12 protein-coding genes, 1 tRNA gene and 1 pseudogene are annotated in these 13,365 nt (G+C 64.7%); 10 read left to right on the forward strand and 4 right to left on the reverse strand.

What is annotated here, in order from left to right:
• Nucleotides 1–44: 44 nt before the first annotated feature.
• The 3 genes from cgtA to rplU form a co-directional block, all read right to left on the reverse strand.
• Nucleotides 45–1,121: an Obg family GTPase CgtA gene (gene cgtA, locus BMG07_RS01945; RefSeq protein WP_198082933.1), complete on the reverse strand. Its 1,077-nt coding sequence runs from the start codon at nucleotides 1,119–1,121 to the stop codon at nucleotides 45–47.
• Nucleotides 1,122–1,191: 70 nt separating this feature from the next.
• Entirely contained in the window at nucleotides 1,192–1,452 is a 261-nt protein-coding gene (rpmA, locus tag BMG07_RS01950) for a 50S ribosomal protein L27 (RefSeq protein WP_081267930.1), read from the reverse strand.
• A gap of 12 nt (nucleotides 1,453–1,464) precedes the next feature.
• Entirely contained in the window at nucleotides 1,465–1,776 is a 312-nt protein-coding gene (rplU, locus tag BMG07_RS01955; RefSeq protein WP_042578903.1) for a 50S ribosomal protein L21, read from the reverse strand.
• A 184-nt stretch (nucleotides 1,777–1,960) separates the two neighbouring features.
• On the opposite strand from rplU, the gene BMG07_RS01960 reads away from it, so the two are divergent.
• From BMG07_RS01960 to BMG07_RS02005, 10 genes are all read left to right on the forward strand, one after another.
• The gene (locus BMG07_RS01960) at nucleotides 1,961–2,953 is read left to right on the forward strand and encodes a polyprenyl synthetase family protein (protein WP_198082934.1); all 993 of its coding nucleotides are present in this window, start codon (nucleotides 1,961–1,963) and stop codon (nucleotides 2,951–2,953) included.
• 50 nt (nucleotides 2,954–3,003) lie between these two features.
• Nucleotides 3,004–3,080 (forward strand) — tRNA-Pro (locus tag BMG07_RS01965).
• 113 nt (nucleotides 3,081–3,193) lie between these two features.
• Nucleotides 3,194–4,927, forward strand: a complete 1,734-nt coding sequence (pilB, locus tag BMG07_RS01970; protein ID WP_198082935.1) for a type IV-A pilus assembly ATPase PilB — start codon at nucleotides 3,194–3,196, stop codon at nucleotides 4,925–4,927.
• Nucleotides 4,928–4,953: 26 nt separating this feature from the next.
• Complete coding sequence (locus BMG07_RS01975) at nucleotides 4,954–6,183, forward strand: type II secretion system F family protein (RefSeq protein ID WP_198082936.1); 1,230 nt, start codon at nucleotides 4,954–4,956, stop codon at nucleotides 6,181–6,183.
• A complete protein-coding gene (locus BMG07_RS01980) occupies nucleotides 6,183–7,148 on the forward strand; it encodes an A24 family peptidase (RefSeq protein WP_198082937.1) in 966 nt (321 codons plus the stop codon). Before BMG07_RS01975 ends, BMG07_RS01980 begins: the two co-directional genes overlap by 1 nt.
• A gap of 8 nt (nucleotides 7,149–7,156) precedes the next feature.
• Nucleotides 7,157–7,765 carry a dephospho-CoA kinase gene (gene coaE / locus BMG07_RS01985; RefSeq protein WP_198082938.1) on the forward strand — a complete coding sequence of 203 codons (609 nt, stop codon included), beginning with the start codon at nucleotides 7,157–7,159 and terminating at the stop codon, nucleotides 7,763–7,765.
• Between the two features lie 69 nt (nucleotides 7,766–7,834).
• On the forward strand, nucleotides 7,835–9,328 hold the full coding sequence (locus BMG07_RS01990) for an MBOAT family protein (RefSeq protein ID WP_198082939.1): 1,494 nt from the start codon (nucleotides 7,835–7,837) through the stop codon (nucleotides 9,326–9,328).
• Between the two features lies 1 nt (nucleotide 9,329).
• Nucleotides 9,330–10,364, forward strand: coding sequence for a hypothetical protein (locus tag BMG07_RS01995; protein WP_198082940.1), 1,035 nt, complete (start codon nucleotides 9,330–9,332; stop codon nucleotides 10,362–10,364).
• A 30-nt stretch (nucleotides 10,365–10,394) separates the two neighbouring features.
• Nucleotides 10,395–11,150, forward strand: coding sequence for a cell division protein ZapD (gene zapD / locus BMG07_RS02000; protein WP_198082941.1), 756 nt, complete (start codon nucleotides 10,395–10,397; stop codon nucleotides 11,148–11,150).
• On the forward strand, nucleotides 11,147–11,356 hold the full coding sequence (locus tag BMG07_RS02005; protein WP_198082942.1) for a DNA gyrase inhibitor YacG: 210 nt from the start codon (nucleotides 11,147–11,149) through the stop codon (nucleotides 11,354–11,356). Before zapD ends, BMG07_RS02005 begins: the two co-directional genes overlap by 4 nt.
• Nucleotides 11,357–11,378: 22 nt before the next feature.
• On the opposite strand, the pseudogene BMG07_RS02010 reads toward BMG07_RS02005, so the two are convergent.
• Nucleotides 11,379–13,357, reverse strand: a pseudogene (locus BMG07_RS02010) (acyltransferase family protein).
• Nucleotides 13,358–13,365: the final 8 nt, after the last annotated feature.

Below are 13,365 nucleotides of genomic sequence, written 5' to 3' on the forward strand. Positions count from 1 at the left end.
TCAGTCTGTCGCGTGGCACCGGGAGATGCCGCGCCGGCCGCCCGTCAGGCGCTTTCGGGCGGCAGATCGATGAAGCGCGGATCGATCTCGACCGGCGCATGCTCGGCCACTTGCTGCGCCTTGACCTGCTGGTAGACAGCCTGCACCAAATGCTCACAGCCTTCGCGCGTGAGCGCCGAGATTTCGAACACCGGGCCCTTGAAGCGCAGGCGCTTCACGAAGTCCTTGACGCGCGCCGCGCGCTCTTCGGCGGGCACCATGTCGAGCTTGTTGAGCACCAGCCAACGCGGCTTCTCGTGGAGCGCGGCGTCGTATTTCTTCAGCTCGCCGACGATGGCCTTGGCCTGGGCGACCGGGTCGACCGCATCGTCGAACGGCGCCATGTCGACCACGTGCAGCAGCAGACGCGTGCGCTGCAGGTGACGCAGGAACAGGTGGCCGAGGCCGGCGCCTTCGGCCGCGCCCTCGATCAGGCCGGGCAGGTCGGCCACCACGAAGCTCTGCTCGGGGCCGACGCGCACGACACCGAGATTGGGGTGTAGCGTGGTGAAGGGGTAGTCCGCGATGCGCGGGCGGGCGTTCGAGATGGCGCTGATCAGCGTCGATTTGCCGGCGTTCGGCATGCCCAGCAGGCCGACGTCGGCCAGCACCTTGAGCTCGAGCTTGACGCTGCGCTTCTCGCCGGGCCAGCCCGGGGTCTTCTGGCGCGGGGCGCGGTTGATGGCGCTCTTGAAGCGCATGTTGCCGAAGCCGCCGTCGCCGCCCTTGGCGATGGTGATGACCTCGCCTTCGGTCAGCAGCTCGAACAGCACCTCGCCGGTTTCGGCGTCGGAGATGATGGTGCCGACCGGCATCTTGAGCGTGATGTCGTCACCGGCGGCGCCGAACATGTCGGAGCCCATGCCGTGCTCGCCGCGCTTGGCCTCGTGGCGGCGCGAGTAGCGAAAGTCGACCAGCGTGTTGAGGTTCGAGTCGGCCACCGCGAAGACGTGGCCGCCACGGCCGCCGTCGCCGCCGTTGGGGCCGCCGAATTCCTTGTACTTCTCATGACGGAACGACACGCAGCCGTTGCCGCCATCGCCCGCGGCGATGTCGATGAAGGCTTCGTCGACGAACTTCATGGGATGTCCAGTTTACAAATGAAGAAGCCCCGGCAAAGCGGGGCCTCGGGAGGTCGAAGTGACTCGAGGCTTACGCCGCGGGCGTCACGTTGACCGTGTGCTTGTTCAGCGCACCCTTTTGACCGAACGACACGTGGCCGTCGACCAGGGCGAAGAGCGTGTGGTCCTTGCCCACGCCGACGTTCACGCCGGGGTGGAACTGGGTGCCGCGCTGGCGCACGATGATCGAGCCTGCGCTGATCAGTTCGCCGCCGAAGGCCTTCACGCCGAGCATCTTGGGCTTGGAATCGCGCCCGTTTCGCGTTGAGCCGCCGCCTTTTTTCTGTGCCATGGAATGTGCTCCTTAGCCGGCGATCGCGCCGATTTGCAGTTCGGTGAACTGCTGGCGATGGCCTTGACGTTTCTGATAGTGCTTGCGACGGCGCATCTTGAAGATGCCGACCTTGTCGTGCTTGCCGTGCGACAGTACCGTGACTGTCACCGTTGCGCCGGACACCAGGGGCGTGCCAACCTTGATTTCAGCGCCGTTTCCGACGGCCAGAACCTGGTCGATCACGATTTCCTGGCCTACGTCCGCAGCAATCTGTTCTACTTTAATTTTTTCGCCGGAAGCAACGCGATACTGCTTGCCGCCGGTTTTTATGACCGCGTACATGTAAACCTCTTAGAAATTGAGTCTCCGCAGCGAATTCCGCAGAGCCCAAGATTATAGCGCGGTTTGTGTTCGCCAACCAGCCCCTGCCCCGCGGGCTCCTCGCGGAACGTAACGGCTCCCTATAATTTGCGCGTCCCGGCCCCTGGGCCGCCCTTACTTCCAGCAGCGCCCCCGCGCCTTCGCCTTGCCAGTTCCCGCCGCCGACACCTCCCCCACCGCCACCGTGCTGGACCTGATTGCCGGCGACATGGTCGAAGTCGACCGCGTGATCGCCCGCCGCCTCGACACGGGCGTGCCGCTGGTCAGCCAGGTTTCCAAGTACATCATCTCGGCGGGCGGCAAACGCCTGCGACCGGCGCTGCTGCTCCTCATGTCGGGCGCGCTGAACTACACGGGCGAACAGCGCTTCAATCTGGCCGCCGTGGTGGAGTTCATTCATACGGCCACACTGTTGCACGACGACGTCGTCGATGAATCGACCCTGCGGCGCGGGCGCGCAACGGCCAACGAGTCGTTCGGCAACCCGGCGAGCGTGCTGGTCGGCGACTTCCTCTACTCGCGCGCCTTCCAGATGATGTTGGATGCCAACAACATGCGCATCATGCAGATCCTGGCCGAAGCGACCAACGTGATTGCCGAGGGCGAAGTGCTCCAGCTGATGAACATGCATGACGCATCGCTGGACGAAGCCGCCTATCTGCGCGTCATCCGCTCGAAGACCGCCAAGCTCTTCGAAGCCAGCACCCGGCTCGCGGCCGTGCTGGCGGGCGCCACACCCGAAGTCGAGGAAGCCTGCGCCACTTACGGACAGGCGCTGGGCACCGCATTTCAGGTGATCGACGACGTGCTGGACTACGCAGGCGACGCCAATGAGCTGGGCAAGAACGTCGGCGACGACCTGCGCGAAGGCAAGACCACGCTACCGCTCATCTTCGCGATGCAGCGCGGAACGTCGGCGCAAAGCCAGCTGGTGCGTGCGGCCATCGAGGCCGGAGACACCTCTCAACTGGCCAATGTCGTCCAGATCGTTCGCGAAACCGGGGCACTCGACGCGTCTCGCGAAGCCGCCGCAGCGGAAGCTCGGCGCGCAATTAATGCATTAGATGGCTTTCCATCCAATTTGCACGCTTCAGGTTTGCTACAATTGGCGGCTCAGTTGCTTGAGCGACGTACCTGAACACCTCTCGTGAGTTGGCATCTAGGACGAGTTCTTTTCTTGCAACCAATCGGGGTGTAGCTTAGCCTGGTAGAGCGCTACGTTCGGGACGTAGAGGCCGGAGGTTCGAATCCTCTCACCCCGACCAGCCTTTGGCTGGCATAAATAAATGGCCATGCCTGTTGCTGTGTAGCGATTTACAGCACGGGAGTGTTCAGCGATGATCGTGAAGCACTTTTTCACATCTTTTGCATTCGCTGAATGGCCGCTGCCGAACTTCCAGTCAAAGAATCCGCGCAGATAGCGCTTCCCGGGCTTGCGCGTGCCTTGGTTTCGGCCGGCAAGCTTCCTGCCAAGACGGCGGAAGACATCTATCAAAAGTCGCTGAGCGGCCGCACCAGCTTCATTGCTGAGCTGACCGGCACCGGCGCCGTGTCGGCCGCCGACCTCGCCCACACCCTCTCCAGCGCCTTCGGCGCCCCGCTGCTCGACCTCGACGCCATCGATCACCAGCGCCTGCCCAAGGACCTGCTCGACCCGAAGCTGTGCCACGCCTACCGCATCGTCGTTCTCAGCAAGCGCAATAACCGGCTGATCGTTGCCACGGCCGATCCTTCCGACCAACAGGCGGTGGAGAAGATCAAGTTCGCCTCCCAGATGGGTGTCGACTGGGTCATCGCCGAATACGACAAGCTGTCGCGCATGATCGAAGCCGCCGCCGTGAGCGCCGCGGAGACCATCAACAGCATCGTCGGCAGCGAGTTCGAATTCGACGAGGTCACCGCCGATACCTCGGGCGATGCCAATGAGCAGGCCATCGCCGAAGTCGAAGACGCACCGGTCGTGCGCTTCCTCCACAAGATGCTGCTCGACGCCGTCGGCATGCGCGCCTCGGACATCCACTTCGAGCCCTACGAGCACCACTATCGCGTGCGCTTCCGTGTCGACGGCGAGTTGCGCGAGATCGCCAGCCCGCCCACCGTCATCAAGGACAAGCTCGCCTCCCGCATCAAGGTCATTTCCCGGCTCGACATCTCCGAGAAACGCGTGCCGCAAGACGGCCGCATGAAGCTCAAGATCGGGCCCGACCGCGTGATCGACTTTCGCGTGAGCACGCTGCCCACGCTGTTCGGCGAGAAGATCGTCGTTCGTATTCTCGACCCCAGCAGCGCCCGCCTGGGCATCGATGCGCTGGGCTACGACGCCGACGAAAAGGCGCGGCTGCTGCACGCCATCGGACGCCCCTACGGCATGGTGCTGGTGACCGGCCCGACGGGTTCGGGCAAGACGGTGTCCCTCTACACCTGCCTGAACCTGCTGAACCAGCCGGGCGTGAACATCGCCACGGCGGAAGACCCGTCGGAAATCAACCTGCCGGGCGTCAACCAGGTCAACGTCAACGAGCGTGCGGGCCTGACTTTCGCGGCGGCGCTGCGCGCCTTCCTGCGGCAGGATCCCGACATCATCATGGTCGGCGAAATCCGCGACCTCGAGACGGCCGACATTTCGATCAAGGCCGCGCAAACGGGCCACCTGGTGCTCTCGACGCTGCACACCAACGACGCGCCGACCACGCTCACGCGCATGCGCAACATGGGCATCGCGCCGTTCAATATCGCGTCGAGCGTGATCCTGATCACCGCGCAACGCCTGGCACGGCGGCTGTGCACTGTCTGCCGCGCACCGGCCGACATGCCGCGCGAGGCATTGATCGACGCCGGCTTCAGCGAAGAACAACTGGACGGCACCTGGAAGCCTTACCGGCCCGTCGGCTGCTCCGCCTGCAGCGGCGGCTACAAAGGCCGCGTCGGCATCTACCAGGTGATGCCGATCACCGAAGCCATCCAGGAAATCATCCTGCGCGATGGCAGCGCACTCGACATCGCGCAGCAGTCCGAACGGGAAGGCGTACGCTCGCTGCGCCAGTCGGGCCTGCGAAAAGTCATGCAAGGTCTCACTTCGCTGGAAGAAGTGGTGGCCTGCACCAACGAATAACGCACACACTGAATACCGGAGATCGAATGGCAACAGTGGCATCCTCCCGCTCCCAGCCCACGCACAAGGAATTTGTCTTCGAGTGGGAAGGCAAGGACCGCAACGGCAAGCTGGTGCGCGGCGAACTTCGGGCCGCCGGCGAAAACCAGGTGCAGGCCGCATTGCGCCGCCAGGGCGTGCTCGCCTCGAAGATCAAGAAGCGGCGGATGCGCTCGGGTAAAGCCATCAAGCCCAAGGACATCGCCATCTTCACGCGCCAACTGGCAACGATGATGAAAGCCGGCGTACCGCTGATGCAGTCCTTCGACATCGTCGGGCGCGGCAATGCGAACGCGAGCGTGGCCAAGCTGCTGAACGACATTCGCAGCGACGTGGAAACCGGTACGTCGCTGTCGGCTGCGTTTCGCAAGTTTCCGAAGTACTTCGACACCCTGTACTGCAATCTGGTGGAAGCCGGTGAGGCCGCCGGTATCCTGGAAGACCTGCTGGACCGGCTAGCCACCTACATGGAAAAAACCGAGGCGATCAAGTCGAAGATCAAGTCGGCGCTGATGTACCCGACCTCGGTGGTCGTGGTGGCCTTCGTGGTCGTGGCCATCATCATGATCTTCGTGATCCCTGCGTTCAAGCAGGTGTTCACGTCGTTCGGCGCCGATCTGCCCGCGCCCACGCTGTTTGTCATGGCGATGAGTGAATATTTCGTCTCGTACTGGTGGCTGATCTTTGGCGGCATCGGAGGCGGGATCTATTTCTTCCTGCAGGCCTGGAAACGCAACGAGCGCTTCCAGAAGGTCATGGACCGCCTGCTGCTGCGCATCCCGATCTTCGGCGCGCTGATCGAAAAGTCGTGCATTGCCCGCTGGACCCGTACGTTGGCGACCATGTTCGCTGCCGGTGTGCCGCTGGTCGAAGCCCTGGACTCGGTGGGCGGTGCCTCGGGCAATTCCGTCTACGGTGATGCCACGGCCAAGATCCAGCAGGAAGTGTCGACCGGCACCAGCCTCACCACGGCCATGACCAATGCCAACCTGTTCCCGTCGATGGTGATCCAGATGACGTCCATCGGCGAGGAATCCGGCTCTATCGACCACATGCTGGGCAAGGCCGCAGACTTCTACGAATCCGAAGTGGACGACATGGTCGCGGGCCTGTCGAGCCTGATGGAGCCCATCATCATCGTGTTCCTGGGCACCATCATCGGCGGCATCGTGGTGTCGATGTACCTGCCCATCTTCAAGCTGGGCCAGGTCGTCTGATGCTCGTGTCGAGGGAGTTCGACACCGCGTTCGCCGGTGTCCTGGGGCTATTGATCGGCAGCTTCCTGAACGTGGTGATCTACCGCACGCCGGTCATGATGTACCGGGGCTGGCTGGCCGACGCCGTCGCCAATCTCATGTCGTCCAAGGACGTGCCGTCGCTGTGGTCGCTGGTCTTCGGTCCGAAGGCTGTGCCCCCGGCAGGGCTCGAAGCGGCGGCCGACAAGGCGGCGGTGGCCATCGAGGCCCTGCCCCCCTTCGATCTCACGCGGCCCGCATCGCGCTGCGGAAACTGCGGCCACAAGATCCGCTGGTACCAGAACATCCCGGTGCTGAGCTACCTGGTGCTGCGTGGTCGCTGCGGCGCGTGCAAGACCGCCATCAGCCCGCGCTACCCCTTGGTCGAGCTGATCACGGGCGGCCTCTTCGCCCTGTGCGCGTACCGCTTCGGCATCACCCCTGCCGGCGCCTTGTGGGCCGCGTTCGGGGCCTTGCTGATCTGCCAGTTCCTGATCGACTTCGACACCCAGTTCCTGCCCGATTCGCTCAACTACCCGCTGCTCTGGCTCGGCCTCATCGGCGCGGCCGCGGGCTGGACCGGCGTCTCGCTGAATGCCTCCGTCTGGGGAGCCGTGTTCGGCTACCTGAGCCTCTGGCTTGTGTACCATGGCTTTCGCCTGATCACGGGCAAGGAAGGCATGGGCTATGGCGACTTCAAACTGCTCGCCGCGCTGGGCGCGTGGCTGGGGGCCGACTACCTCATCGCGATCATCCTCGTCTCTTCGCTGGTGGGCGCGGTGATCGGCCTGACACTGCGCTTTGCCGGCAAGCTGGCGCACAAGGACATTCCGATCGCCTTCGGCCCCTTCCTGGCCGGCGCGGGCCTGATCTGCCTCGTGGCGGGTCCGGACCTCGTGAGGCAATGGATTCCGTTCGCGTTCCCCCTGGGCGCGCTGGTCCATTGATCCACGCCATGGTGCGGCGCATCGGATTGACCGGCGGCATCGGCAGCGGCAAGAGCACGGTGGCCTCGCTGCTGGTGGCGCGGGGGGCCGTGCTGGTCGACACCGACGCGATCGCCCGCGCGATCGCGCTACCGGGCGGCATTGCCATGCCGGCCCTTGAGGCGGCGTTCGGTCCCGGCATCCTCGGGCCCGACGGCGGTCTCGACCGGGCTGCCATGCGGCAGCTCGTGTTCACCGACGTGGGGGCCAAGGCCCGCCTCGAATCCATCCTGCATCCGCTGATCGGCACGGAAACCCAGCGCCAGGCGGCTGCTGCAGGTCCCGATGCCATCGTGGTGTTCGACGTGCCCCTGCTGGTCGAATCGGGGCGCTGGCGCGCCATCGTGGACCGCGTGCTGGTGGTCGACGCCACCGAAGAAACCCAGCTGAAACGCGTCGTTGCCCGCTCGGGCTGGACACCCGAAGCCGTGCAGGCCGTGATCGCCCAGCAAGCCCCGCGCAGGGCCCGCCGGGCCGCCGCGGACGCGGTGCTTTACAACGAGTCCCTGAGCCTCGATGAACTCGACGAACAGGTGTGGGGTCTCTGGAAACGGTGGGTTCCGGCGAGCACGCGATAATTTGGGATTGACGCCGCGACGGCTACACGACGATCACGTCAAACGGCGCACGCCTCAGCGCCCCTCACGATGCTTTTCAATTCGTACCCTTTCATCTTCGTATTCTTCCCGCTCGTCCTGATCGGCTTCTTCCTGATCGGTGCGCGCAGCCCCCGGGCGGCGGCGGGTTTCCTGGCACTGGCTTCGCTCTTCTTCTACGGCTGGTGGAGCGTCAAGGCGCTGCCCCTGCTGCTGGGGTCGATCTGCATCAACTACTGGTTCGGACTGCGGCTCACGCCCTCCCCGGGCCGGGAAGACAAGCACCGCAAGGCCCTGCTGATCATTGCGCTGGTGATCAACCTCGGGGTGCTGGCCGTCTTCAAGTACGCCAACTTCTTCCTGGAAAACATCGATGCCGGCCTGGCCGCGGCCGGTTTCGCGCAGATTGATCTGGTGCACATCGTGCTGCCGATCGGCATCTCGTTCTACACGTTCACGCAGATCGCCTTCCTGGTCGACTGCTGGCAGGGCAAGGTGCACGAGCGCAGCTTCATCCACTATGCGCTGTTCGTGACCTACTTCCCGCACCTGATCGCGGGGCCCGTGCTGCATCACGCGCAGATGATGCCGCAGTTCAACAACCCGGCCACCTACAGGATCAACGCCAACAATCTGGCGCTCGGACTGGGCATCTTCGTCTTCGGCCTGGCCAAGAAGATGCTGATCGCCGACCCGCTGGGGCAGTACGCGGACATGATGTTCAAGGGGGTGCACGAAGGCGTGATGCCCTCGCTGTACACGGCCTGGTTCGGGGTGCTGGCCTATACGCTGCAGATCTACTTCGATTTCTCGGGCTACTCCGACATGGCCGTCGGCCTGTCGCTGTGCGTGGGCGTGCAGTTGCCGCTGAATTTCAGGTCGCCCTACAAGTCGACCAACATGATCGAGTTCTGGCGCCGCTGGCACATCTCGCTGTCGACCTTCCTGCGCGACTACCTCTACGTGCCGCTGGGCGGCAACCGCAAGGGCCCGGCGCGCCGCTACATCAACCTGTTCCTCACGATGCTGCTGGGCGGCCTGTGGCACGGCGCCGCATGGACTTTCGTGATCTGGGGCGCGCTGCACGGCGCCTACCTCATGGTCAACCACTTCTGGAATGCCAAGGTGCGCCGCGGCAACACCAGGACCACGTGGTACGGCCGCGTGATCGGCTGGTTCATCACCTTCGTCTGCGTCATGGTCGCGTGGGTGGTCTTCCGCGCCGACAGCATGACGGCCGCCATCGAGATCTACAAGGGCATGCTGGGCATGCACGGCTCGCCCGTGTCGGCCTTCAGCGAGTTCAAGGTCCCGTTCCGCAAGCCCGAGTTCTTCCAGACCCTGTTCGTCGGCCTGCTGATCTGCCTGGCGCTGCCGCCCACCATCACGCTCGACCGCTGGATCCCGGGTGTCGCGGGCCTGGCCGGCCGGCCGCGCCTGCAGCGCCTGGCGACCTGGGTCACCGGGCTGGGCTGCATCTATCTTTTTGGCCTGTGCGTGTCGAAGTTCGGCAGCTACAGCCCGTTCCTCTATTTCCAGTTCTGACATGGAAGACACGAAATCGGCCAGAACCTGGCTTCGCATCTTCGCCGCGGGCTACCTGGTGTGCTGCGCCCTGCTGCTCATCAGCCTCTTCACGCCTATTCCCTATGGCGACCTGACCCGCATCGGGCGCATCTCGGAGCGCGAGTTCGGCTGGCACACGCCGCCGCCTCCCATTCCGGACGCCGACGTCAAGACCTGGCCGATCAACGAGTCCGACGTCCTGGTCATCGGCGACAGCTTTTCGGTGCGCTACGCATGGCAGGCGTCGCTGGTCGGCGCGGGCTACAAGATGACGACCACCCACTGGGACAACCTTGGCGGCGTGGTGTGCGGGGACTTCTCGAGCTGGCTTGAAAAGTCCGGCTTCAAGGGCAAGGTCGTCATCATCGAGAGCATCGAGCGCCTGCTCGAATACCGGATCCAGCAGTCCGAGTCCTGCGGGACGATGAAGCACGCCTTCAATCCGACGCCACCGCCGTTCGAGAACCCGGCCAAGCCCGCGCCGGGCTTCCAGATCAACTGGGACGCCCAGTTGCTCAGCGGCTGGCTCACCTACCAGAACACCAAGGCCATCCTGCGCTCCGACAGCTGGACCAACACGCCCGACCACTGGGGCCCGCTGATCGACGCGCGCAACGTGCCCGACGGCTGCAAGCAATTCAGCCATCGCGCCTGCGGCAAGCTGCTGATGACCGCCGAAGACCGCGTGAACGATCCCCTGTCGGTCAAGTCGGCGCAGTTCATGAAGAACTTCGAGGCCACGGCCGCGCCCTACAAGGTCGTGTGGATGGTCGTGCCGAACAAGACCACGGTCTATTTGCAACAAGATCATGCCGACGCGTTCCGCGCCGCATTCAACCCGCAAAATATCGGACCCGACCTGTTCGCCGTGGCGGCCGAGAACCGCTACAAGGTCATGGACCTTTTCCCCGCCAACGAAACCCATGTCTCGACCCGCGGATACATTCTTTTCGGTCAGCGTATGCTGGAGGCTGTGCGCCAGGTGCTGCCGCCCCCGGCCGCCAAGTCGCAGTGAGCTCGAACCTGACGTGAAAAAACGATACGCGTGATCCTTTACGAGTACCCCTTCAACGAGCGCATCCGCACCTACCTGCGGCTGGAGCACCTGTTTCGCCGGCTCGGCGAACTGGTGCCCTCTGAATCGCCGCTGTCCCATCACTACGCCCTGATCACGATTTTCGAGATCATGGACGTGGCCGCGCGGGCCGACCTCAAGGCCGATGTGCTGCGCGACCTCGACAAGCACAAGAACGTCTTCAACGGCTACCGCGGCAACCCGGCCATCGCCGAAGCCGTGCTCGACCAGGTCGTCGGCCAGCTCGAGCGCAACTTCACGACCCTCAACGGCGTGGCCGGCAAGGCCGGACAGGCGCTGACGGAAAACGAGTGGCTCATGAGCATCCGCAGCCGCGCCGGCATCCCGGGCGGCACCTGCGAGTTCGACCTGCCCGCCTACTACGCCTGGCAGCACCGCCCGCCGGCCAGCCGCCGCGCCGACCTGGAGCGCTGGTCCAACACCCTGTCGCCGTTGGCCTCGTCGATCTACCTGCTGCTCAAGCTGCTGCGCGACGCCGACGTGCCCTACAAGGTGATCGCCACCCACGGCCAGTTCCAGCAGAACCTGCCGCAGGGCCGCAGCTTCCAGCTGCTGCGCCTGCGCATCGACCCCAAGCTGGGCCTCGTTCCTGAAATCAGCGGCAACCGCCTCATGGTCTCGGTGCGCCTGATGCGCCACGAGGCCGACGACCGCCTGCACCAGAGCTCGGACGACGCGCCCTTCGAGCTCACCCTCTGCGCATGACCCGCGTGAACAGCAAAGGCGAGCGGATCGTCCGCTGCCCCTCGTGCGGCGGCGACAGCATCTACGCGCCCGGCAATGCCTATCGGCCGTTCTGCAGCGCGCGCTGCAAGGGCATCGACCTCGGCGCCTGGGCCAGCGAGGAATTCCGGATGCCGGCCGAAGCGCCGCCCGACGAAGAGCCTTTCGGCGACCCCAAGATCCAATAGCCGCAACAGCCGCGCGCGCGGGCTACTTGGCGGCGCCGGCGCCCTCGTCCAGCAGGGCCGGGTCGATATAGGTCGCAAAGCTGCGCGTGTACCTGGGCCGGAGGTGGCCGATGTCCTTGTAGGCCGGTGAGTCGTCGTCCGGCATGCTCCGGATGCACGCGCCCGAGGCGCAAAGGCTGGCAAAGGGCTCGATCACCTGCGCGCCATTCGCCAAGGCCACCTGTTTGAGCCTGGTATTGAGCTGCGCCTGATCCTGCGGCACGGGTGCCGTGAGCCGCCCGGCGGATGCCGTCATCGCCCCCAGGCGACTGCCCTGGATCTGCCGCAGCGGGTCAAAGTCCATGCCGACCGGATTGCCCAGCACCAGGTAGACCTTCTTGTGGGCCGACAGGCGCTTCAACACCTCGCCCAGCGACTGCAGCGACAGGTCGATGCCATCCCCGTTCACGAACGGATGCACGGCCTTCTTGTCATCGACGAAGTAGTTCACGACAGGACCGGCCCCCGTGAAATAGCAACTCCAGCATGCCCCCAGAACGACCGTATCGATCTGGGGTTGCAGCGCCAGATCGAGCACCGCCGTTCGCCGCTCGTCGCAATCGGCACCGGCATCGAGGCGGGAGAACAGGCCCGGCACGGGCGGGCACGAGCCCTTTGTGGCGAAGTAAACCGTGCGCGCCCTGGCCGGCTCGGTGCGCGCCAGTTCCAGTGCGCGCGGTGCGTACTGCTCGACGTGGCTGTCGCCGATCAGCAGCACGTTGTGCTTTCCCTGGCCGGTGCGATAGACGAACTGACCGCCCAACGCGTCCTCCTGGAAGCCATCGTAGTAGTTGTCTTCCTGCGTGGCATCCGCCACGGCCTGCAATGCCTGGCTGGCGTTGCGGGGCGGCGGCATGCCGAAAAACACCAGCACGCCAACCAGCGCGAGCGCCGCACCGCCCGCCGCCAGACCGCGCAACAGCGCCTGCGAAAGGTGCAGCTTGACGAAGCGCTCGACGAACCGGTAAGTGCCCCAGGCCAGCACGACGCCGCCACGACGAGCACCACGCGCACCTGGAGCGACGGCTCGCCCCCTTCGACGATGCGCGCATACGACAACAGCGGCCAGTGCCACAAGTAGAGCGGATAGCTGATCAGCCCGATCCACACCATGACCCGGTTCGACAGCAGATAGCGATTGAGCACGCCATTCGGTCCCGCGGCAATGCAGCTCACCGCGCCCAGCACCGGAAGCAGTGCCCACCAGCCCGGAAACGCCTTCGTGCTGCGCGTCATGAACAGGCCGAGCACGATCAGGGCGACCCCGACGATCGACTGCACATGCTTGGTCAGCGGCCGCGAGTTCGCCGAACCGTCCGCGGTCGCTTGCAGGCGCATCGCGGCCAGCAGCCCGCCGGCCATCAGCTCCCAGGCACGCGACAGCGGCGAATAGAACGCCGCCGCGCGATGCGGCTGCACGGTGATGACGTTGACCAGGAACGAAATCACGGCCACCGCCAGGGTCACGCGCAGGATCGGCCAGCGCTTGCGCCAGGCCAGCCCCAGCAACAGGGGCCAGAAGATGTAGAACTGCTCCTCGATGCCCAGCGACCACAAATGCAGCAGCGGCTTGGTCTCAGCAGTGGCATCGAAATAGCCCGACTCACCAAGAAACACCAGGTTGGCAAAGAAAGCCGCTCCACCCGTGGTCTGCTTGCCCAGTTGAGAGAACTCGCCCGGCAGCAGCACGTACCAGCCGAAAGCCAGCGTCGCGAGCAGCACAAGCACCAGCGCCGGAAAAATGCGCCGGATACGCCGTGCGTAGAAGTCGCGGTAGCTGAAATCCCCCGCGGCCAGACTCTGCAGCAGGATGGTCGTGATCAGGAAACCCGAGATCACGAAGAAGATGTCGACCCCGATGAAGCCCCCGGGCAACAAGCTCGGAAAAGCGTGATAGGCCAGCACGGAGCCCACGGCGACTGCGCGCAGTCCGTCGATGTCCGGTCGGTATTTGGGGTGCATCGTGCGGT

This window comes from Variovorax sp. E3, from assembly GCF_016082275.1.
GTDB lineage: Bacteria > Pseudomonadota > Gammaproteobacteria > Burkholderiales > Burkholderiaceae_C > Variovorax.